We start from the raw sequence: 22606 nt of genomic DNA, 5'->3' as shown, positions 1-22606 counted from the left end.
TAAGTAGTCAGAAAACCGGCATTTTACAGAGAGCCGCCAAAGCTGAGAAGCGGTAGTGCCCTTTCTGATGAACTCCCCTCTGAGTGCTGGGATGAACGGATTGATTACTAGTTCCAGCCGGCCCGGGCCTTCACTATACCCAGGTCGTTACCCAAAAAGGCGCGATCTTCGCGCCAAGTGTCTGCCAGTGAAAACTGCGCGGAAAAAAGGGTGGTACCGCGGAAACCTTTTCGCCCCTTTGACCTACTCGGTCAATGGAGGTGAAAAGGTTTTTTTATTTCAATAAAGGAGTCGAGCGCCGATGATGGAGAACCAACGCGATGAAGGAGGAACGGAGATGGGCACAAACGTTAAGGTGCAAACAGAGAAAAAGGCAAAAGAACACGCGGACGCCAAAAGGATGAACGGCAGTCAGATTGTCTTGCGCGCCCTCGCTGAAGAGAAAGTGGAAATGATCTTTGGCTATCCGGGCGGGGCGATCCTGCCGACGTATGATGAAATCTACAAAATGGGCATCCATCATATCCTGGCCCGTCATGAGCAAGGGGCGATCCATGCCGCGGAAGGATACGCGCGTGTGTCGGGAAATCCGGGTGTCTGTATCGTCACTTCGGGCCCGGGGGCGACAAACGTGGTTACAGGTATTGCGGATGCCATGATCGATTCCTTGCCGCTCATCGTGATCTCGGGTCAAGTAGCTACGAACGTCATCGGCACAGACGCTTTTCAGGAAGCGGACGTTGTCGGTGTAACGATGCCGATCACGAAGCATAATTTCCAGTTGCGGCATGTTGACGACATCCCGCGCGTGATGAAAGAAGCTTTCCATATCGCCACGACAGGCAGGCCGGGGCCGGTTCTTATCGATCTGCCCAAAGATGTTTCAACGGCTGAAGGAGAATTTAAATATCCGGAGAGTGTCCATATGCCCGGCTATCAACCTACGGTACAGCCTAATCGTCTGCAAATCAAAAAGTTGAGCCAGGCAGTACAACGAGCGAAAAAACCGGTGATCCTGGCCGGTTCCGGCGTCCTGCACGCGGATGGAGCCGAGGAACTGCGCGAATTTGCCGAGCAGCAGCAGCTGCCGGTGACCAATACGTTATTGGGATTAGGCTCCTTTCCCGGGGATCATTCATTGTTTTTGGGCATGGCCGGCATGCACGGTTTATACGCGGCCAACATGGCGCTTCATGAATGCGACTTGCTCATCAACATCGGCGCGCGTTTTGATGATCGCTTAACCGGGAGCCTGCAACATTTCGCCCCTGATGCCGAAATCGCTCATGTTGATATCGACCCGGCGGAGATCGGCAAGAACGTGGAGACCGCGATTCCGGTCGTGGGAGATGCCAAAGAAGCGTTAAAAAGTTTGCTCAGTTTTAACAACGAACCCGGTCAATATGATGACTGGCACGATCATCTTAAGGCGTACAGCAAAAATTATCCCCTCTGGTATCACGGGGACGAGAAAACGTTGAAACCCCAGGCGCTCATGGAATTGATGTATGAGGAAACGAACGGGGAGGCTGTCGTCACCACCGACGTCGGCCAGCATCAAATGTGGGCGGCGCAATATTATCGGTTTGCGAATCCGCATCGCTGGGTGACTTCCGGTGGCTTGGGCACGATGGGTTTTGGCTTTCCCGCAGCCATCGGCGCCCAGTTCGCTGAACCGAATCGCGATGTGATTGCTGTCATCGGCGATGCAGGTTTTCAGATGACGCTGCAGGAAATGTCGATTTTACAGGAATTGAACCTTCCCGTGAAAATTGTGATCGTCAACAATGCGTCGCTCGGAATGGTGCGGCAATGGCAGGAGCTTTTCTATGAGGAACGTTATTCGCATTCTTTATTCCCGATTCAGCCGGACTTTCTGAAATTGGCAGAAGCGTATAACATCAAGGGGTACAAAATTGAGACACCATCTGACGCCCGTGAAGTCTTTAAACAAGGCCTCCGCGAAGATGGCCCGGTACTATTCGATTTCCGTGTCACCGCGGATGAGAATTGTTATCCGATGATTGCTCCGGGCAAGGGACATCATGAAATGGAGGGGATCCGGCCATGAAACGCACCATTTCGGCTACCGTCAATAACTCGTCAGGGGTATTAAACCGCATTACCGGATTGTTCTCACGACGGCAATTCAATATTGAAAGCATCACCGTTGGGGTAACGGAAAACCCGGATGTTTCCAGAATGACCTTCGTCCTCAACGTCGATAGTCACCGGGGCCTTGATCAAGTGATCAAACAGCTGAACAAACAAGTCGATGTCCTGAAGGTCCGGGACGTATCGGATGAAACGATTGTAGCGCGGGAATTGGCATTGATTAAAGTCGTCGCAACCCCGCAGACGCGCGGGGAAATCGAAACGCTTGCCAGCCCGTTCCGGGCCACCATCATCGATGTCGGCCGCGAAAGCATGACCCTGCAGGTGACCGGTGATCACCAAAAAGTGGAAGCTTTCATCGATTTGATTAAACCGTACGGGTTGAAAGAATTGGCGCGAACGGGCACGACCGCTTTAAAAAGAAGTTCCAAACAACACTCGCAAGATGTGCAGTATTCATTTATCCAATAATACAAGAATAAGGAGCGATGTAAAAATGGCAACAGTCTATTACAACAACGATGTCAATGAAGGTGTTCTACAGGGAAAAACAGTCGCGATTATCGGTTTTGGCTCCCAGGGGCACGCCCATGCCCTTAACTTAAAAGAAAGCGGCGTGGACGTGATCGTCGGCTTGCGAAGAGGAAAGTCGTGGGAGAAAGCCGAACAGGAAGGATTTAGCGTTTACGAAGTCAATGAAGCCACGGAAAAGGCTGACATTCTCATGCTCGCCCTCCCGGATGAAACGCAGCCGGATATCTATGAAAAACAAATCAAGCCTGAGCTGACAGCCGGAAAGTCATTGGTTTTCGCCCATGGCTTTAACATTCACTTTAGCCAAATTCAGCCGCCGTCCGACGTGAATGTTTTCATGATTGCTCCGAAAGGCCCCGGCCATATCGTTCGGCGCACGTTTGAATCCGGCGCGGGCGTTCCGGCTCTTTACGCGATCGAGCAAGATCCGCATGGAGAAGCGAAAGATCTCGCCCTTGCTTACGCGAAACAAATTGGTGCCGGTCGCGCGGGCATTATCGCGACGACCTTCCGGGAAGAAACGGAAACGGATCTTTTCGGGGAGCAGGCGGTCCTTTGCGGAGGAACGACTGAACTTGTCAAAGCAGGATTTGAAACACTCGTTGAAGCCGGCTATCAACCGGAGATCGCTTACTTTGAATGTCTGCACGAGATGAAGTTGATCGTTGACCTCATGTACGAAGGTGGACTGGAGTATATGCGTTATTCAATCTCCGACACCGCGCAATGGGGCGATTTCCAGTCAGGCAAAAGGATCATTACCGAAGATACGAAAGAGGAAATGCGCGAGATCCTGAACGATATTCAGTCGGGTAAATTCGCGAAAGGCTGGATTTTGGAAAATCAGGCTAACCGTCCGGAATTCAATGCCATTAATCAGCGCGAGCTTGAACACGAAATTACGGCCGTCGGTCAGAAGCTTCGTGAGATGATGCCTTTCGTCAAAGGCGATCAAAAAGGAGTGGTTTCACGTGCGGAGAATTGATTTTTTTGACACGACGTTGCGAGACGGAGAACAGCAACCGGGGCTTAACCTCAATCGGGACGAAAAGCTCAAGATCGCCAAACAACTGGACCGTCTCGGCGTGGACATCATCGAGGCGGGCTTCCCCGCTTCCAATGATGGCGATTTCCACTCGGTCCAGCAAATCGCAAATGCCGTCAAGAACAGTTCGGTGACCGGGCTTTCCAGACTCGCGAAAAGCGATATCGATACCGCATGGGAAGCATTAAAAGACTCACCCATCCCGCGTATTCATCTTTTTATCGCTACCTCTGCGGTTCATATGGACCACAAATTAATGATGACGCCCGAAGAAGTGATCCGGGACTCTGTTGAAGCTGTGCGTTATGCGAAGGAACGGTTTTCCGTCGTGCAATGGTCAGCGGAAGATGCCTGCCGCACGGATTGGGCCTTTTTGACGAAAATCATGGAAGAAGTCATCAAAGCCGGTGTGGACGTCATTAACTTGCCGGACACCGTTGGCTACACGACACCTCAGGAAATTAGAGCCATGTTCAAGTATGTCAAGGAAAATGTGAAAGGTGCTGAGGACATCACACTATCCACACACTGTCATGATGATTTGGGCATGGCCGTCGCCAACTCTCTGGCTGCCGTTGAGGGAGGCGCCGATCAAGTGGAGTGCACCATTAATGGTATCGGCGAACGGGCCGGAAACGCATCTCTCGAAGAAATCGCCGTCGCCCTTCACATTCGCCAGGATCACTACGAGGCCAAGCAGAGTCTCAGTCTTCAGGAAATCAAACGCACGAGCAGCCTTGTAAGCAAATTAACCGGTAATGTTGTCCCCGGAAACAAAGCGATCGTCGGCAGCAACGCATTCGCTCATGAAGCCGGCATTCACCAGGATGGCGTGCTCAAGGAAAGCACGACCTACGAAATCATCACACCGGAACTCGTAGGAGTCGATACGAATAAGCTCGTGCTTGGAAAACTATCCGGCAAACACGCGTTCAAGAACAAAGTGCTGGAGCTCGGCTTTGACCCGCCGGAAGATGAGTTGAAACGCGTTTTTAAATCATTCAAGCAGCTGGCGAACAAAAAGAAAGACATCTCGGATGATGATATTTTCGCACTGCTTGTCGCCGATAAATTCGAAGAAGAGACAAAAGCGTATGAAATGCTCGCCCTCCAGGTGAACGTAGGGACGCATAACATTCCGACAGCGACGATTACGATGAAAATGCCGGATGGGCAGGAAACACGGGAAGCTGCAACCGGATCAGGCAGTGTGGAAGCCGTATACAATACACTTGAGCGCATCGTAGGGTCCCCGATCCAGCTGGATGACTATCGGATTCAATCGGTCAGCAGCGGCGAAGATGCCCTTGCGGAAGTCGTCGTCCATGTGACATATGCGGGGCAAACGTCCATTGGTCGGGGAACCGCTCACGATGTACTGGAAGCATCCGCTCACGCGTATGTGAACGCCGTTAATCGCATTCTCGCCGAAGCGCCGTCAGAGCAACCGGAACCTTCGCTGCATTCGTAAAGGACGGATTTTATGACGAAAAAAACAATTGCCGTGCTCCCCGGGGATGGCATAGGCCCCGAGGTGACAAGGGCAGCTATACAAGTACTGGAAAGTATCGGGCGTTTATATGACCATGAATTTGTTTTCAGGGAAGGTTTGATCGGGGGCAGTGCCATCGATGAAAAAGGTGACCCCCTCCCCTTGGAAACAAGAGAGATCAGTGCTGAAAGTGACGGGATCCTCCTCGGTGCCGTGGGTGGTCCGGAATGGGACCATCTTCCGGGAGACCAACGACCGGAACAGGGCTTGTTGGGTATCAGGAAAATGCTTGATTTATATGCCAATTTGCGACCTGTTAAAGCTTATGAAGCGCTGATTGACGCCTCTCCGTTAAAAACAGACATCGTGGCGGGTGTTGATTTTATGATCGTAAGAGAGCTCACGGGCGGACTTTATTTCGGAGAGCCGAAAAAACGCGAAACGATCGACGGAGAGGAGCAGGCCATTGATACGCTTGCCTATAAACAATCGGAAATCAAGCGCATTGCCGAGCGGGCCTTCGAAGCGGCGCGTGTACGAGAGGGCAAGGTTTTGTCTGTTGATAAGGCCAACGTGCTGGAATCGAGCCGACTATGGAGAGAAACGGTCACGGAATGCGCAGAAACGTATCCGGATATCACGCTTGAGCATATGCTCGTCGATAACGCAGCGATGCAACTGATCGCGCAACCGACGGCCTTTGACGTAATCGTGACGGAGAATACGTTCGGGGATATTCTTAGCGATGAAGCGTCCATGTTAACAGGTTCCCTTGGACTATTGCCATCTGCAAGCCTCGGCGCGACCGGCATCGGTCTTTATGAGCCGGTACACGGCTCAGCCCCGGATATCGCCGGCAAAAATCGTGCGAACCCGTTAGCGGCGATTGCTTCAGCGGCAATGATGCTAAAGTACGGGTTGCAAATGGAAGAAGAAGCCACTCGTATCGAGAACGCGCTGGAAAAAGTGTTGGAAGCTGGTTATCGCACGGCGGATATCACAGAGTCGACACAAGCGGTGACGACAACGGAGATGACAGAAGCCGTCGTGAAAGCACTCGAATAAGGAGGGAAGTGCGATGGGGAAAACGATCATTGAAAAAATTTGGGATCGTCATATGGTTTACCAGGAAGAGGGCAAACCGGATTTAATGTATATCGACCTGCACTTGGTACACGAAGTGACGTCCCCCCAGGCCTTTGAAGGCTTAAGGCTGGCGGGACGGAACGTGCGGCGGCCGGATTTGACGTACGCAACGATGGATCATAATGTGCCCACCAAAGACCGGGAATCGATCACGGATATCATCGCCAAAAAACAGATGGATGTACTCGTCGATAATTGCAAGGATTTTGGCGTGGAACTCGCGGGCCTTGACAGCCCGAATAACGGCATCGTCCATATCATCGGCCCCGAGCTTGGCCTTACGCAGCCCGGGAAGACGATCGTGTGCGGAGACAGCCACACGTCCACCCACGGCGCTTTCGGAGCCCTGGCGTTTGGCATCGGCACGAGTGAAGTGGAACATGTGCTGGCCGCGCAAAGTTTATGGCAAAATCGCCCGCAAACGATGGAAGTGCGCATCGACGGGCGGCTATCGCCTGGCGTGAGTGCGAAAGATATTATTCTCGCCCTCATCGCCAAATACGGTGTGAACTTCGGCTCCGGTCATGTCGTTGAATACCGCGGCGAAGCGATTCGCGGCTTAACGATGGAAGAGCGGATGACGATTTGTAACATGTCGATTGAAGGCGGTGCCCGTGCCGGCTTGATCAGCCCGGACCAGGTGACGTTTGACTACTTGGAAGGTCGCCCCAATGTCGAGCAGGGTGAAGCCTATCAGGAGCAGGTGGAAGCGTGGAAAGAACTGGCCACGGACGCTGATGCTACGTTTGACAGCACCCTCGTTTTAGACGCTTCAGACGTAAAGCCGATGATCACCTGGGGAACCAATCCGGGGCAAGGGGTTGCTATTGACGGTGAAGTTCCCTCTCCCGAGGACGGGAAAACGGGAGCGGAACAAAGAGGTATACAGCAGTCTCTTGACTATATGGCCTTAACCCCGGGGACGAAAATGACCGATATCAGCATTGAGCACGTATTTCTCGGATCGTGCACGAACGCGCGCATCAGTGACTTGCGTGAAGCTGCCAAATATTTAAAAGGAAAAAAAGTCGCTCCCGGTGTTCGTGCCCTCGTCGTTCCGGGCTCGATGCAAGTGAAGCGGCAAGCTGAAGACGAAGGTCTGGCCGAGGTGTTTATCGATGCCGGCTTCGATTGGCGGGCAGCCGGTTGCAGCATGTGTCTGGGTATGAACCCCGATCAGGTGCCGGAAGGAGAACGGTGTGCGTCCACCTCGAACCGAAATTTCGAAGGAAGGCAAGGCAAAGGCGCACGCACGCATTTGATGAGCCCGATTATGGCCGCTGCCGCTGCCGTGCACGGACGATTCGTAGACGTCCGGGAAGTTGAGGCTCAAGAACACGCCTAGGAGGGGAGATTATGGAAGCTTTTCGCGAACATCAGGGCAGTGTCGCCGCGCTCCCTTATGTCAATGTCGATACCGATCAAATCATTCCGAAGCAATTTTTAAAAAGGGTCGAACGCACCGGATTCGGGCAATTTCTTTTCTTTAACTGGCGATTTCTGGATGATAATCGGGAAAACCCCGATTTTCCCTTGAATCAACCGCATATGAAGGGGGCCTCGATCTTAATCAGCGACCACAACTTTGGCTGCGGTTCTTCCCGTGAGCACGCAGCCTGGGCCTTGAAAGATTACGGGTTCCAGGTGGTCATCGCGCCCAGTTTCGGTGACATTTTTTATAACAACAGTTTTAAAAACGGGTTATTGCCCTTGCGCATGCCGGAGACACTCGTGCAATCATGGCTGGAAAAAGGGCAAAGCCACTCGTTTCAATTACACGTCAACCTGCAAGAGCAAACAGTTACCGACGAGAGCGGGGCTATTCACACGTTTGAGATTGATCCGTACTGGAAAAACATGCTCGTTTACGGGTTGGATGAAATCGGGGTCACGCTTCAGTATGAAGATTATATCCGCGCATATGAAAAAGCTGAGTAGCAAAGAATACGCCTGGGCTAGGGCGTATTTTTTTTGTTTCATACCGTTATACATAGGGAAGAATGAAAGAGAAAAATTTGAAAGAGAAGGAGGTTGAGGATGTGTGTCACTAGAAGTAGCGGGCTTTGCCCTCGTGGTCATTAGCATTATATTAATTATCGGAAAATGGATTCGACTGAAAGTGCCGCTTTTCCAGAAGCTATTTTTACCCAGCTCGATTATCGGCGGTTTTTTTGCGTTGCTGCTCGGCCCTGAAGTTTTAGGGCGAATTATGACGGCAACCCGCGGCGACGAGGCCTTCGATCATGGCCTTTTTACAGAGGACATGTTTGAAGTATGGGCCGAGTTACCTGAACTGTTGATTAATGTCGTATTTGCGTGTTTGTTTATCGGCTTCGCCATTCCGAGAGTTCAGGAAATATGGAGAACGGGTGGGCCGCAAGTCGCGCTCGGTTATACGATCTCCTGGGCTCAATATGTGGTGGGGATCTTACTCGCTATCACGGTCATTACGCCGTTATTTAATTTAAGCCCGGCTGTAGGTGCGCTCATTGAGATCAGTTTTGTCGGTGGACATGGGACTGCGGCAGGCTTAGGCAGCACATTTGAAGAGCTCGGTTTTCCGGAGGGACAAGATTTAGCTCTTGGCTTGGCTACAGTCGGAATTTTGAGCGGGGTCATTGTCGGTATTATTTTTATTAACTGGGCTGCTCGTAAAGGGGTCTCCAAGACATTAAATCATCCCGATGATATTTCCTCGGCGCAGATGACAGGTGTGATCCAGGAAGAGGACCGCGAGTCCGCCGGCAAATTGACAACATCGCCCATTTCCATTGAGCCGTTAGCTTTCCACGTTGGCCTCGTCGGTCTGGCCATCTTCCTCGGCTATATCATATTGGAAGCGTTCGTCTGGCTGGAAGATGTGACGTATGGGAGTGCTTATGGTGTGTACCTGTTTGAGTATGTCCCATTGTTTCCGATCGCGATGATCGGCGGGATTATTGTCCAGATTGTGATTGCCAAAACGGACAAGGCAGAAATTGTGGATAGTGCTACGATCAGCCGGATTCAGGGCATAGCCCTTGACTTGCTCATCGTAAGCGCGATGGCGACGCTGAGCCTTTCTGTTATCGGGGACAATATTATTCCGTTTGCGATTCTGGCAGTTGCCGGCGTCACGCTGAATATCGTGTTTTTCATGTATCTCGCTCCGCGCATGATCCCGAGTTATTGGTTTGAAAGGGGTATGGGAGACCTTGGACAATCGATGGGGGTCGCGGCTACCGGCATTTTGCTCATGCGCATCGTAGATCCCGAAAACAAATCACCGGCCTTAAAGGCTTTCGGTTATAAACAAATTCTGTTCGAGCCCATGGTTGGCGGTGGCTTGGTGACAGCTGCGTCCATACCGTTTATCATCCAGTTTGGACCGATCCCCGTTTTAATTGCCGTTACGATTTTGATGATTGCTTTCTGGTTATTGGGCGTATTATACTTTGGGAAAAATAAAGCGGAAAAGCAAGACGTGCAAGAATGATAGCGCGTTTAAAAAGTAAGGTGGAGAGGTTTTGCGTGACAATGATAATGTCGTCCTGTTTCCGGGGACGATCAAGCGTCTGCTGAGCGATGGCTTGAGCTCCCTGGAAGCGGGAGACTTTCAGCGGGGATTACAGCATTTCAATCACATTCTCGACTATGATGACGCCCATGAGCAGGCGCATTACGGGCGCCTCGTTTGTTTGCTCGAACTGGGATATCTTGAAGAGGGTAAGCAAACGGCTAAAGATATGCTGCACGCAGGCATGGGCGAATATTATGAAGTCCTGTTCTTTTATGTCTCCGCGCTCGTACAGCTCGGCGAATGGGACGCGGTCGTCCATACGATAGAAAGACTGCAAAAGCAAGGACTCCCGGCGAAATACGCGGAACAATTTTATCAATTTCTGGCGACGGCGCAAACGATGAGAAAAAGTCCGTTATCGCTGGAAGCGAGTGAAGAGGAGGAAGCCGATTTTTCCGATGAACCCGATAAAGACGCAGGAATCTTTGCGCTTTCTTCAGAAGAACAATGGCGTTCCTTTCAGCAGTTGAAACAGTTATCATGGCCGCGTGTGAAATCGACATTCCAGGCAGCACTTGTCCATGATCACACGACGGGTATGCTAAAGACGTTGATTTTATTATTATTGAAAGATTGGGGAGTAGGCACACCCCTTCCCGTACGCAAACAGGGACGGGAGAAAACCATCATTCCGACGCAACTGGACAGTTTTACAGACTATGAGTCCGAACGAAAACAACCTATTTTCAGCCTCCTGGAGGAGACATTGGCACAGGAAAACCCGATGTTGTATGAAACGGCGCAGTCGATCCTGGAATGGTTACTTATGGAGCAGTATCCTTTTCCCCTTCCGGAAGCAGCTGCCCATGATTGGGCCGCAGCCATCCATGTAGAAAGTACAAGGTACATGGGAAATGATGAAGACCAGAAGTGGATCATCCCTTATTATGGAGCGGATGCTTCGGAAGTAGAGAGGTTGCTGAAGGCGATGAGATGAAGATATCTGCTGCGTAGGCGTTGAAATGATGGTGGTTTATGTTATAATGTAGGGGTTGTAAACCAGAGCGTAACCTATGAAACTTGGAGGGAAAATATAAATGACTGCCAAATGGGAAAAGGGCGAAGGAAATCAAGGCGTCCTTACCGTAGAAGTAGGAGCAGACGAATTCAAGTCTGCGCTTGATCAAGCATTTCAAAAAGTGAAAAAAGATGTGGATATCCCCGGATTTCGAAAAGGCAAGGTGCCACGGCAAATTTTTGAACAACGTTTTGGGGTTGAAGCCCTTTATCAGGACGCGGTGGATATTGTCGTTCCTCCTGCCTATTCCAAGGCTATTGAAGAAACCGGAATCGAGCCGGTGGATCAACCGGAGATCGACCTGGAAGAAATTGAAAAAGGAGAGCCGCTCGTATTTAAAGCGACGGTCGAAGTCAAACCTGAAGTCGAGCTTGGCCAATACAAAGGCCTCGAGATAGAAGAATTTGACACGTCGGTCAGTGAAGAGGAAGTTGAGAACGAACTTGAACAACTCCGCGAACAACACTCGGACCTCGTCGTTGTAGAGGAAGCCGCCCAGGAAGGAGATACGGTTATCTTCGACTTCGAAGGTTTCATGGATGGTGAACCATTTGAAGGCGGCCAGGCGGAAAACCATTCGCTTGAGCTGGGCGCCGGACAGTTTATCCCCGGCTTCGAAGAACAAATGGTGGGCATGGAACCCGGTGACGAAAAAACCGTTGAAGTGACTTTCCCCGAGGATTATGGCGCTGAAGATTTAGCGGGCCAACCGGCCACTTTCGAGGTTAAGTTACACGAAGTTAAACGCAAGGAACTTCCCGAACTGGATGACGAACTCGCCAAAGACGTTGATGAGGAAATCGAAACGCTCGACGAATTGAAAAAACAAAAACGGGAAGAACTGGAACACAATAAAGAACATGAGAAAGAACACCATCAGCAGGATACCGTTGTGGAAAAAGCTCGAGATAACGCGAGCGTCGATGTTCCGAATGGAATGATTAAAAGTGAAACCGACCGGATGGCCCAGGAAATGCAGCAGCAGTTTGAATCGCAAGGCATCTCTATGGATATGTATTATCAAATGGCGGGCACGGACGAAGAAGGTATGAAAGAACAGTTTAAGCCGGAAGCCGAAAAACGGGTACGCATGAATTTGGTGCTCGAAGCGATTGCTGATGCCGAAGAACTCGAGGCTGATGATGAGAAAATAGAGGAACAGCTCGAGCAGATCGCGGAAGCGAACCAAAGGGACAAAGAAGAAATCCGCCAATTTCTTGAGATGCAGGGCAACATCGAGACATTAAAAAATGAGTTGCGTATGCAATCCGCCCTTCAGTTCCTCGTCGACAACAGTGTAACGGTTGAAGCGAAAGAGGAAGATGGGGAAACCGAAGAAGAACAGACGTAAACTGAGGAAGAAAACTATAAAAAGACACGAACAACACTCGTGTCTTCCTTTTTTTGCAGGTTCACCGGGCTTGGCGATAAGCCAGGTATTTTTTATTCAAAAATAAACGCATGAATTTGCTTTTTGTAACGTAAAGCTCATGTAGAATGGGTAGCCTAGGTTGTAGCCAACGTATTTTGTTTGACTGGGAGTAAGGGTAGGGTGTAAGGTACACTATACAGTGAGGGGTGAATAACATGATCAAGTTCAACGAGGAAAAAGGGCAACTCAAATGTTCTTTTTGCGGAAAAACACAGGATCAAGTCCGTAAGCTAGTGGCCGGACCAGGTGTATATATATGCGATGAGTGTATTGAACTTTGCACGGAAATCGTGGAAGAGGAATTGGGCACGGACGAAGAAGTAGAACTGGAAACAGTACCGAAGCCGCAGGAAATCGACGAGATCCTCGATGACTACGTCATCGGGCAGGAAAACTCAAAGAAATCGCTGTCGGTCGCGGTTTATAATCATTATAAACGTGTGAACGCCTCCGTTTCCGATAACTCCGGCGGGGAAAATGTCGAAATCGCCAAGAGTAATATCTGCCTCATTGGACCGACGGGAAGCGGGAAGACGCTGATGGCGCAGACACTCGCCCGCATCCTTAACGTTCCATTTGCGATGGCGGATGCCACTTCATTAACGGAAGCCGGCTACGTTGGCGAAGACGTGGAAAATATTCTCCTGAAACTTATCCAGTCGGCCGATTATGATGTTGAAAAAGCCGAAAAAGGCATCATCTACATCGATGAGATTGACAAAGTCGCCCGTAAATCGGAGAACCCATCTATCACAAGAGACGTATCGGGAGAGGGCGTCCAACAGGCCCTTCTAAAAATTCTCGAGGGAACGACCGCGAGCGTACCGCCTCAGGGTGGACGCAAGCATCCTCATCAGGAATTTATCCAAATTGACACGAGCAACGTTCTCTTTATATGCGGCGGCGCGTTTGATGGCATAGATCAAGTCGTTAAACGCCGGCTCGGCAAAAAGGTGATCGGTTTCGGATCGGACTCCGAGAGTGGGGAAATAGACGATTCGGAATACCTTGATAAAATTCTCCCTGAAGACTTGCTTCGCTATGGTTTAATCCCTGAATTTATCGGGCGGCTACCGGTGATATCCAGTCTGAAACCTCTTGATGAATCTGCATTGATGGAGATTTTGACGAAACCGAAGAATGCCATCGTTAAGCAGTATCAGCGGTTGTTGGAAATCGATGATGTTGAGCTTGATTTCACGGAGGAAGCCCTGCGCGAAATCGCAAAGGAAGCCATCGACCGAAAAACGGGAGCGCGTGGCCTTCGTTCCATTATCGAATCGATCATGCTCGATATCATGTATGATCTTCCTTCCAAAGAAGACATTGCCAAATGCACGATCACGGCAGAATGTGTATTGGGTGAAGCTTCACCGGAACTGACTACGCAAGACGGCGAATTGATCAAACTCGATGAACCGAGGGAAAGTGCATAAAACAGGCGGCATGGGTAAAGCCCATGCCGTTTTTTAATTCCCCTCATCCGGGAATCCCCTGACAGAATTTCCACTTACTTCTCCTCGTGAATGGCATAGTGTTCGTTTTGCAGAGTTATACTAACGAGCAGTGAGCTAACCATTAGCGAGGAGGAACCTGTTTTGGACTTCACGTCATTAATTATGTTCGTACAAGTATTTTTCGGTATCGTTATCGGATTGTACTTTTGGAACTTACTTAAAAATCAACGTACCCAACGTGTATCCGTGGATCGTGAATCACGAAAAGAAATGCATCAACTGCAAAAACTACGATCCATTTCCCTGAATGAGCCATTGGCCGAAAAAGTTCGCCCCCTGACGTTTGCCGACATTATCGGCCAGGATGAAGGCATTCGCTCTTTGGAAGCTGCGCTTTGCGGTCCCAACCCCCAGCACGTACTCGTGTACGGTCCGCCGGGCGTGGGTAAGACCGCGGCCGCTCGTCTGATTATGGAGAAAGCAAAAATGAACGGGGGCTCCCCGTTTCTCGGGGATGCACCCTTTATCGAGCTCGACGGTACAACGGCCCGCTTTGACGAACGAGGGATCGCCGATCCGTTGATCGGTTCCGTTCATGACCCGATCTATCAGGGGGCCGGATCCATGGGACAAGCCGGCATCCCCCAACCTAAACCGGGAGCGATTACAAAAGCACACGGGGGAATGCTGTTTATCGATGAAATCGGCGAGCTCCATCCCATTCAGTTGAATAAACTGTTAAAAGTGCTCGAAGACCGCAAAGTATTTCTCGAAAGTGCTTACTATAGTGAAGAAAATACCTCAATCCCGACGCACGTCCATGATATATTTCAAAACGGACTGCCGGCTGATTTTCGTCTCATCGGTGCGACAACTCGAACGCCCGAAGAGATTTCACCGGCGATTCGTTCCCGTTGTCTCGAGGTTTTTTTTCGCCCGCTTAAGCAAAAAGAACTCTCCACCGTGGCGAAAAGTGCATCAGAACGTTTAAATATGCACATTGAAGAACAAGGGCTGGAAACCGTCTCTTCTTATGTGAAAAATGGCCGTGAGGCGGTGAATACGGTACAAATTGCGGCCGGGCTGGCGACGACCGAAGAAAGGGAGTCGATAAATGTTTCCGATATCGAATGGGTGGTGCATGCCAGCCGCCTGAGCCGAAGACCGGAGAAGAATATTCACCCCGAACCCGTCGTCGGCCGGGTCAATGGACTCGCAGTCTACGGGCCTGATCTGGGCATGTTGTTGGAAATCGAAGCGACCGCCCAGGAAACGAGCGGGGAAGGGATGCTGACGGTAACAGGCATCGCAGAAGAGGAAAACGCCGGCAATGAAATGCGTTCAATTCGGCGCAAAAGTATGGCGAGAAGTTCTGTTGATAATGTCATGACGGTATTGCGACATTTGCGTGTGCCTGTCGAAAGGTATGATATCCACGTAAACTTTCCGGGCGGCACTCCGATTGACGGTCCCTCCGCGGGTGCTGCAATCGCCACTGCGATCTATTCGGCCGTCAACCAAAGAAAGGTAAAGAATGATGCGGCCATAACAGGGGAATTAAGCATTTGGGGTCGATTAAAGCCTGTCGGGGGTGTCCCTTCTAAAGTGGCAGCCGCCCAGGAAGCCGGTGCGACCCACGCCTTTATCCCCGCAGATAACGATGAAACAGTCGTGCATCAAGTGGAGGGCATCACCGTAAAGCCCCTTAACACGTTAAATGAATTGTTTTCCAATGTTCTCGTCGAAGAGATGGATATGAACAGGCAAGGGGTCCCGGTCACCGAATCGTCCTCCTAGAAAAGGCTCTTTCCGGCCCCTGGCCTCTGCAATCTGAACTCCGGAAGTATAGACACCTACTTGCTCTTCAGCTAAAATGGAACCTATGAACACAGAACGGGGGGTTGACGATGCCAACGACGGAAACGAGCCGAAAGATCCCACTTTTGCCTTTAAGAGGTGCCCTTGTTTTTCCCGGTATGGTTTTGCATCTGGATGTCGGGCGTGATAAATCGGTGCAAGCCATTGAGCGAGTGATGGAGGATGACCAGTACATCTTGTTGGCGAGCCAAATCGACCTGGAAGTCGAGGCCCCGACCATCAATGATTTATATCGAACGGGGACACTTGCCTATATCAAGCAGATGCTGAAAATGCCGAACGGCACGACACGTATCCTCGTCGAAGGACTGCAACGGGCGGTGATCAATGACATCACGGCCAGCGACCGATACTATGAAGTGCTCATTGAACCATTATCGGCCGAGCAAAGCCATCAAGCGGAAGTGACCGCCTTAAAACGGACGGTTCTCGATCACTTTGAGCACTATGCCAAAGCATCGAGTAAAATCTCCGAGGAAACGACCCAATCGATTCGGGCGATCGATGAGCCCGGTCATTTCGCCGACACGATTGCTTCCCATTTACCTTTAAAAGTCGAGCGCAAACAAGACATCCTTGAAGCGATAAGCATCGAGGGCCGTCTGCAAAAATTGCTTGATATTTTAAGTAACGAAAAAGAAGTGCTCGACCTGGAACAGAAAATCGGCGAACGTGTGAAAAAGTCCATGGAGCGCACACAGAAAGAATATTATCTTCGTGAACAAATGAAAGCCATTCAAAATGAGCTGGGGGACCAGGAAGGTAAAGGCTCGGAAGTGGAAACGCTGCGCGCCCAGATTGAAGAAGCGAATATGCCGGAAAATGTTGCAGAAAAGGCACACAAGGAATTAGCCCGCTACGAGCGCGTGCCCACAGCATCCGCGGAAAGTTCGGTCATTCGTACATATCTTGATTGGCTCGTGGCCCTTCCCTGGCATGAAGAAACGATAGACCAACTGGACCTGGAGAACGCGGAACGAGTGCTGAACGAAGATCATTATGGTCTGGAAAAAGTAAAAGAACGTGTACTGGAACATCTCGCTGTCCAGCAGCTGACCCAATCCCTCAGCGGGCAAATCCTGTGCCTGACCGGTCCTCCGGGGGTAGGGAAGACGTCGCTTGCCAAATCGGTGGCCCGTTCCCTCGGCCGTGAATTCGTCCGCATTTCTTTGGGCGGTGTCCGGGATGAAGCTGAAATTCGCGGGCACAGACGTACCTATGTAGGTGCGCTGCCGGGAAAAATCATTCAGGGGATAAATAAGGCAGGCGTCAGGAATCCTGTTTTTTTATTGGATGAAGTGGATAAAATGGCTATGGATTTCCGGGGCGATCCGTCGTCAGCCCTTCTTGAAGTGTTGGACCCCGAACAGAACAGCCAGTTTGGCGATCATTACATCGAAGAAACGTATGATCTCTCCGATGTGATGTTCATCACAACAGCCAATAATGTTTCGGCGATTCCGGCGCCGCTTTTGGACCGCATGGAAGCCATCACGATCGCCGGGTATACCGAAATCGAGAAAAAAGCGATCGCCAGCAATTATCTGTTGCCAAAACAATTGGAACGCCACGGCCTGTCCAAAACCAACCTGCAAATCAAGGAAGATGCCCTGGTGAAAGTCATCCGTTACTATACGCGGGAAGCCGGCGTGCGCAATCTGGAACGGGAGCTGGCGGCCATCTGCCGAAAAGCAGCGAAAACGATCGTGACCGGCGAAAAGAAGAAAGTGATCGTCACCCTTAAGACGCTAGAGGATATGCTCGGGAAACCGCGCATGCGTTACGGCCAGGTGGAAGAAAAGGATCAGATCGGAACGGCCACCGGACTTGCATATACAACCGCGGGAGGCGATACCCTCTCCATTGAAGTCTCTATATACGGGGGAAAAGGCGAATTAACGCTCACCGGTCATCTCGGAGATGTCATGAAAGAATCCGCGCGGGCCGCTTTTAGTTATATTCGTTCCAGCGCCGATACATTGGGGATCGATGAACGCTTTCATGAAAACACCGATATCCACATTCACGTACCCGAAGGCGCGACGCCAAAAGATGGCCCTTCCGCAGGCATTACGATCGCCATTGCTCTGATTTCAGCATTAACCGGCCGCGTGGTCAAAAAAGAAGTCGGCATGACCGGAGAAATTACTTTACGGGGGCGCGTGCTGCTTATCGGTGGCGTGAAAGAGAAATCGATGAGCGCACATCGGGCCGGGTTAACGACCATCCTGTTACCGAAAGAGAACGCAAAAGATTTGGAAGATATTCCGGAGAGCATTCGGAACGACATTTCCATTCACCTCGTTTCCCACCTTGATGAGGTGATTCAATATGCATTGGGAGGCCGCCGGGATGAAAGTGAATAACGCCGAACTCATCATCAGCGCGGTCGGTCCCGAACAATATCCGGAGGCAGGGCTTCCGGAAATTGCTTTTGCCGGGCGCTCCAATGTAGGGAAGTCCTCGTTTATCAACACGATCATCGAGCGCAAAAATTTGGCGTATACATCCCAGCAGCCGGGGAAAACACGGACATTGAATTTTTTTGCCATCAATGACGTCTGTCACTTTGTCGACATTCCCGGCTACGGGTACGCGAAAGTGTCCAAAAAGGAGCGGGCCGCATGGGGGCGCATGATCGAGGAATATTTGCAAACCCGCTCGCAGCTGAAAGGCGTTGTTTTGCTGATTGATGTTCGCCATGAACCATCGGAACAGGATTTGATGATGTATGATTGGCTCAAATATTATGAAATACCGGTCATACTCGTTCTGACAAAAATGGATAAAGTAAGAAAGACAAAACGGCATGCACACATCAAACAAGTATTAAACGCCATCGACCCGGAGCCGGAAGACGGACATGTCCCGTTTTCCGCCGAGACGGGCGAAGGAAAAGATGAGGCATGGCGAGCGATTCGCGAGCTCGGGCGTTTTTAGCGGCGTTTAAACCTTTTGTTCTTCCGCCGAAACAGCAGTAACCCGCCGATCACCAACAGCAGGATGGGCCAAATAAAAGTGATGGTTTCCGTGGCTTCCGCGATGTTTGCCACGACGGGTTCGAAAAAGAGAAATAAAGCGCCCAGACAGATGAGCAAGACACCGAGCAAAAGGGTGTCTTTTCGCGCAAACAAATAAGTGATGAGACAGGCGATGCCCAAAAGGGTAGCGATGACGCCGACATCATTCGGCCAGTTTGGGTAGATCGTTACGGCATGGAAATGAATCCCCAGACCGATTATAAAGATCCCCGGTAAAACGGCCGCTCCCGATTTTGTAAAAAAGCCTTCGAATGCAAGGGCGACGCCCAGCCAGACGAGCAATGTTTCCCAGGTCATCCATTCGTTTGCGAACTGCGGGGCGAACGCGTAGGCGAGGTAATACAAGCCGCCTCCAATGAAGATCATGCCAGGGAAAATCCGGTTATTTTTCACGAAAAAGCCTCTCCTGTCTATTGTGTATGTTCATTGGTGAGATCGGAAACACTGTATACAATCCTAAAACACATGATTTGCGAATAAGGATGGCTGTGTGTTTCAATGATGTTGCTAACGAGATTATCGTAACATATCCTTTCAGTGCCTGTTCACATTTTCCTGCTATGAGAAGAACGCGTTCATGTTATAATAGCGGGAGGAATGACGATTTGGGCTGAAATATAATATATTGTTGTTTATTAAGAAGACTAATAGGGGTGGAGGTATTTATGCATATCCTTGTTGCCAGCATCGATTATAAAAATGCCCCTGTCGATATGCGTGAGCAATTTGCTTTTGATGATGAGGAGCTGCCCGAGGCGATTGGGGTCTTACGGGACATGAAGAGCATCCTCGAGTGCACGATCGTGTCCACATGTAATCGCACGGAAGTGTATGCAGTTGTCGATCAACTACATACGGGACGCCATTTTATACAGAAATTTATCTCCCGCTGGTTTGACGTCCCTAAAGAAGCGTTTATGCACGTGTTAAACGTGCGGGAAAATGATGAAGCGATCACCCATCTTATGCGGGTCAGTACGGGGTTGGAATCCATGGTCCTCGGCGAGACCCAGATACTGGGACAAGTCAAGGCCAGTTTTCGAACGGCGCAAAAACTCGGCGCGACGGGTACCGTGTTTAACCAACTCTTCCGCCAGGTGCTTACGTTCGCGAAACGCGCGCACAGGGAAACACAGATTAATGACAAACCGGCATCGGTCAGTTATGCGGCCGTTGAGCTTGGTCGGCAAATGTTCGGTGATTTTACCGGAAAGCATGTGCTCATTCTCGGCGCCGGCAAAATGAGCAAATTAACGGCCCAGCACTTGAACGCGAATGGTTCCGAGCGTATTACGGTTATGAATCGGACGTATGAACGGGCTGAAGAACTCGCGGAACAAGTGGGCGGACACACCCGCTCGCTGGAAGAGATGGAGAAGTCCCTTCTGGAAGCGGATATACTCATCTCCTCGACCGGTTCAGATCAATATGTTTTAAAAAAAGAACAAGTGGGCGAGATCGTGAAGAAAAGGAAAGGGCGCCCGTTGTTTATGGTGGATATCGCCGTTCCCCGGGACCTTGACCCTGACCTTGGCCAGCTTGAAGATGTCTTTTTGTATGATATCGATGACCTCGAGGGGATCGTCGCCGCGAACATGGGCGAAAGAAGGGCGGCAGCCGCGCAAATCGAGACGATGATTGCAAAGGAAATGGATGATTTCAAGGATTGGCTCCACGAACTTGGGGTCGTCCCCGTCATTTCAGCTTTGCGTACGAAGGCCCTTTCGATCCAGGCCGAGACGATGAAGAGTATCGAGCGTAAAATGCCGGATTTGGATAACCGTGAGCGTAAAGTGTTACGCAAGCATACGAAGAGCATTGTGAACCAAATGTTGAAAGAGCCGATCACGCGTGCCAAGGAAATGGCCGGTGAAGAGAACAGGGAAGCATCATTGGCCCTGTTCACGGAGATCTTCGGGCTGGAGGATGAGGTCGCGGAAGAAAAAGAGAGAGAGGCGCTCAAATTACTCGAACAAGCCCAGAAGGAAGCAGAAGCCGAGAACGAAGAGAAGAAACAGGACGATCCTCAGGTCTCAGTGCCCCTCCATGGAGCATACGGACACGATCTCACTGTGTAGGATCAGTTATAGGGCAAAGGTGGTAGGACGCGATTGGCCGCCTCAAATGTTATCTACGTGTTGACGATCATCCTGTATAGCTTGAGTGTATTCGGGTATTTTATCGATTTTCTGCAGAACAATCGGAGGGCCAACCGCATCGCCTTCCGGTTGCTTGCCATCGTCTGGGTTTTACAGACGATCTTCTTATTTTTTCGCGCTATTCAACTCGAACGCTTACCTTTGCTCACCCCCTTTGAAGGGTTATTCTTTTATGCCTGGGCGATGGTGACCCTTTCTTTGCTCGTTAATTTTTATTTCCGCGTTGATTTTCTTGTTTTTTTTATGAATGTAGTTGGGTTTTCCTTAATGGCCGTGAGCCTGTTTTTACCGACGGGTGATCTCTCGCTTGCCTGGGAAAACATTCTTACCTCCGAGCTTCTGATCGTACACATCACGTTGATTATTCTTTCCTATGCCGGTTTTACCGTTGCTTTTGCCTGTTCGGTTATGTATCTCATTGAACATCAAATGTTGAAGAAAAAAGTTTGGGGAACGCGGCTATTACGGTTTGGAAGCCTGAGTAAACTGGATCGCTATGCCTTTGTGGCAACGATGTCCGCGTATCCGCTCCTGCTGTTGGGCGTTATTCTTGGTTTCATTTGGGCATATAGCGGGGATGGAATACAGACGGTGCCCCTTTTCGATCCGAAGGTGCTCGGCTCCCTGGCGGTATTATTGTTTTATGGCGGTTACTTATATCAGCGGACGGTCAAAGGGAAACAAGGGTATAACATGGTTTTTTATAACATGCTCGCCTTTTTGGTTTTGCTCGCCAACTATCTGTTGACGAGTGAATGGTCGAGTTTTCACATATGGAACGTGTAGGAGGCAGATGATGAAAACGGTCGTAATTGGAACGAGGAAAAGCAACCTGGCACTCAAGCAGGCTGAATGGGTGAAGCAGAAGCTGGAAGGGCTTGGTCTTCCGTACAGGTTTGAATTGAAAAAGATTGTGACCAGGGGAGATCAAATTCTTGACGTCACCCTCTCGAAAGTGGGGGGGAAAGCGCTGTTCGTCAAAGAGATTGAAAAGGCACTTGAGAATGGAGAGATCGACCTGGCTGTGCACAGCATGAAGGATATTCCTTCCGAGATTCCGGATGGTTTCGCCATCGGAGCTGTCTCGGAGCGTGAGGATCCGCGGGATGCGTTGATTTCAGAATCCGGTCACACCCTTCATGAGCTGCCTGCGGGATCGATTATAGGGACGAGCAGTTTGCGAAGACAAGCACAGATTCTCGCTGCCCGCCCGGATGTGGAAGTGAAGTGGATTCGCGGCAATATCGAAACGCGGATGCGGAAGATGAAAGAAGAAGACTTTGACGCCATCGTTTTGGCAGCCGCCGGATTGAGCAGGATGGGCTGGTCGGATGAAGTTGTGACCGAATATTTGCACCCGGAGGACAGCTTGCCATCGGTCGGCCAGGGTGCCCTCGGTATTGAATGCCGGGCAGAGGATAACGACATTCTGCAGTTGCTCACCCATATTCACGACGAGCGGGTGGCACGCACGGTGCAAGCGGAGCGGGCTTTCCTGAAAAACGTAGAAGGCAGTTGTCAGGTGCCCGTTGCAGGACACGCAACGCTTCTTGAAGGGAATGATATCAGTTTGCGGGCCTTGGTAGCGTCCCCGGATGGAAGGACCTTGCTGCAGGATGAAGTGACAGGCGTTGACCCCGAACATATCGGGAAGACGGTTGCTGCCAACTTGCTGGAACGTGGCGGAAAAGAAATTCTCGATCAAGTGAAGCGGGAACTGGAGGAGTAGC

At 50.5% G+C, this 22606-nt stretch carries 18 protein-coding genes and 1 other annotated feature (1 of these 19 running past the window's edge); of the genes, 17 read left to right on the top strand and 1 reads right to left on the bottom strand.

The features are described from left to right. Positions 1-241: a binding site (T-box leader), on the top strand (it extends 19 nt beyond the left edge of the window). Positions 242-337: 96 nt separating this feature from the next. From ilvB to yihA, 14 genes are all read left to right on the top strand, one after another. Then, positions 338-2071, top strand: coding sequence for an acetolactate synthase large subunit (gene ilvB, locus BLS58_RS05685; protein WP_090397058.1), 1734 nt, complete (start codon positions 338-340; stop codon positions 2069-2071). Continuing rightward, on the top strand, positions 2068-2586 hold the full coding sequence (gene ilvN / locus BLS58_RS05680; RefSeq protein WP_090396873.1) for an acetolactate synthase small subunit: 519 nt from the start codon (positions 2068-2070) through the stop codon (positions 2584-2586). Before ilvB ends, ilvN begins: the two co-directional genes overlap by 4 nt. A 25-nt stretch (positions 2587-2611) precedes the next feature. After that, positions 2612-3634, top strand: a complete 1023-nt coding sequence (gene ilvC / locus BLS58_RS05675) for a ketol-acid reductoisomerase (protein ID WP_090396872.1) — start codon at positions 2612-2614, stop codon at positions 3632-3634. Continuing rightward, positions 3621-5165, top strand: a complete 1545-nt coding sequence (locus BLS58_RS05670) for a 2-isopropylmalate synthase (protein ID WP_090396870.1) — start codon at positions 3621-3623, stop codon at positions 5163-5165. The genes ilvC and BLS58_RS05670 overlap by 14 nt, the downstream gene beginning before the upstream one ends. Positions 5166-5177: 12 nt before the next feature. After that, positions 5178-6251 (top strand): 3-isopropylmalate dehydrogenase, encoded by a 1074-nt coding sequence (gene leuB, locus BLS58_RS05665; RefSeq protein WP_090396866.1) that lies wholly within the window; start codon positions 5178-5180, stop codon positions 6249-6251. A 13-nt stretch (positions 6252-6264) separates the two neighbouring features. Further along, the gene (gene leuC, locus BLS58_RS05660; RefSeq protein ID WP_090396864.1) at positions 6265-7677 is read left to right on the top strand and encodes a 3-isopropylmalate dehydratase large subunit; all 1413 of its coding nucleotides are present in this window, start codon (positions 6265-6267) and stop codon (positions 7675-7677) included. Positions 7678-7688: 11 nt separating this feature from the next. Continuing rightward, positions 7689-8270, top strand: a complete 582-nt coding sequence (leuD, locus tag BLS58_RS05655; protein WP_090396861.1) for a 3-isopropylmalate dehydratase small subunit — start codon at positions 7689-7691, stop codon at positions 8268-8270. 103 nt (positions 8271-8373) lie between these two features. Further along, a complete protein-coding gene (locus BLS58_RS05650; protein ID WP_090396859.1) occupies positions 8374-9807 on the top strand; it encodes a sodium/glutamate symporter in 1434 nt (477 codons plus the stop codon). Positions 9808-9838: 31 nt separating this feature from the next. After that, complete coding sequence (locus BLS58_RS05645) at positions 9839-10828, top strand: tetratricopeptide repeat protein (RefSeq protein ID WP_090396857.1); 990 nt, start codon at positions 9839-9841, stop codon at positions 10826-10828. 100 nt (positions 10829-10928) lie between these two features. Continuing rightward, a complete protein-coding gene (gene tig / locus BLS58_RS05640) occupies positions 10929-12260 on the top strand; it encodes a trigger factor (protein ID WP_090396855.1) in 1332 nt (443 codons plus the stop codon). 236 nt (positions 12261-12496) lie between these two features. Then, positions 12497-13777: an ATP-dependent protease ATP-binding subunit ClpX gene (gene clpX / locus BLS58_RS05635; protein ID WP_090396853.1), complete on the top strand. Its 1281-nt coding sequence runs from the start codon at positions 12497-12499 to the stop codon at positions 13775-13777. Between the two features lie 162 nt (positions 13778-13939). Further along, on the top strand, positions 13940-15595 hold the full coding sequence (gene lonB / locus BLS58_RS05630; protein WP_090396850.1) for an ATP-dependent protease LonB: 1656 nt from the start codon (positions 13940-13942) through the stop codon (positions 15593-15595). Positions 15596-15705: 110 nt separating this feature from the next. Further along, entirely contained in the window at positions 15706-18042 is a 2337-nt protein-coding gene (gene lon / locus BLS58_RS05625; RefSeq protein ID WP_090396849.1) for an endopeptidase La, read from the top strand. Further along, positions 18029-18616 (top strand): ribosome biogenesis GTP-binding protein YihA/YsxC, encoded by a 588-nt coding sequence (gene yihA, locus BLS58_RS05620; protein WP_090396847.1) that lies wholly within the window; start codon positions 18029-18031, stop codon positions 18614-18616. The genes lon and yihA overlap by 14 nt, the downstream gene beginning before the upstream one ends. On the opposite strand, the gene BLS58_RS05615 is transcribed toward yihA, so the two are convergent. Continuing rightward, positions 18613-19110 (bottom strand): hypothetical protein, encoded by a 498-nt coding sequence (locus BLS58_RS05615; RefSeq protein ID WP_090396845.1) that lies wholly within the window; start codon positions 19108-19110, stop codon positions 18613-18615. The two genes, yihA and BLS58_RS05615, sit on opposite strands and share 4 nt — an antisense overlap. 272 nt (positions 19111-19382) lie before the next feature. Here BLS58_RS05615 and hemA point away from each other — a divergent pair, with 272 nt between their 5' ends. The 3 genes from hemA to hemC are packed head-to-tail and all read left to right on the top strand — an operon-like array spanning position 19383 to position 22605. After that, positions 19383-20795, top strand: a complete 1413-nt coding sequence (hemA, locus tag BLS58_RS05610; RefSeq protein WP_090396843.1) for a glutamyl-tRNA reductase — start codon at positions 19383-19385, stop codon at positions 20793-20795. Positions 20796-20828: 33 nt separating this feature from the next. Then, a complete protein-coding gene (locus tag BLS58_RS05605; RefSeq protein WP_090396841.1) occupies positions 20829-21662 on the top strand; it encodes a cytochrome C assembly family protein in 834 nt (277 codons plus the stop codon). A 10-nt stretch (positions 21663-21672) separates the two neighbouring features. Then, positions 21673-22605, top strand: a complete 933-nt coding sequence (gene hemC / locus BLS58_RS05600; RefSeq protein ID WP_090396839.1) for a hydroxymethylbilane synthase — start codon at positions 21673-21675, stop codon at positions 22603-22605. Position 22606 lies beyond the last annotated feature (1 nt).

This window comes from Natribacillus halophilus (genome assembly GCF_900100185.1).
In the GTDB taxonomy this organism is placed as follows: Bacteria; Bacillota; Bacilli; order Bacillales; family Marinococcaceae; genus Natribacillus; species Natribacillus halophilus.
The sequence above is the reverse complement of the archived record's forward strand: the minus strand, read 5'-3'. Positions and strand labels throughout refer to the sequence as shown.

Bases quoted from the DNA above. Each gene is read 5' to 3' on its own strand.
- ilvB (WP_090397058.1), top strand. From the start codon at position 338: ATGGGCACAAACGTTAAGGTGCAAACAGAGAAAAAGGCAAAAGAACAC.
- ilvN (WP_090396873.1), top strand. From the start codon at position 2,068: ATGAAACGCACCATTTCGGCTACCGTCAATAACTCGTCAGGGGTATTA.
- ilvC (WP_090396872.1), top strand. From the start codon at position 2,612: ATGGCAACAGTCTATTACAACAACGATGTCAATGAAGGTGTTCTACAG.
- leuB (WP_090396866.1), top strand. From the start codon at position 5,178: ATGACGAAAAAAACAATTGCCGTGCTCCCCGGGGATGGCATAGGCCCC.
- leuC (WP_090396864.1), top strand. From the start codon at position 6,265: ATGGGGAAAACGATCATTGAAAAAATTTGGGATCGTCATATGGTTTAC.
- leuD (WP_090396861.1), top strand. From the start codon at position 7,689: ATGGAAGCTTTTCGCGAACATCAGGGCAGTGTCGCCGCGCTCCCTTAT.
- tig (WP_090396855.1), top strand. From the start codon at position 10,929: ATGACTGCCAAATGGGAAAAGGGCGAAGGAAATCAAGGCGTCCTTACC.
- clpX (WP_090396853.1), top strand. From the start codon at position 12,497: ATGATCAAGTTCAACGAGGAAAAAGGGCAACTCAAATGTTCTTTTTGC.
- lon (WP_090396849.1), top strand. From the start codon at position 15,706: ATGCCAACGACGGAAACGAGCCGAAAGATCCCACTTTTGCCTTTAAGA.
- yihA (WP_090396847.1), top strand. From the start codon at position 18,029: ATGAAAGTGAATAACGCCGAACTCATCATCAGCGCGGTCGGTCCCGAA.
- hemA (WP_090396843.1), top strand. From the start codon at position 19,383: ATGCATATCCTTGTTGCCAGCATCGATTATAAAAATGCCCCTGTCGAT.
- hemC (WP_090396839.1), top strand. From the start codon at position 21,673: ATGAAAACGGTCGTAATTGGAACGAGGAAAAGCAACCTGGCACTCAAG.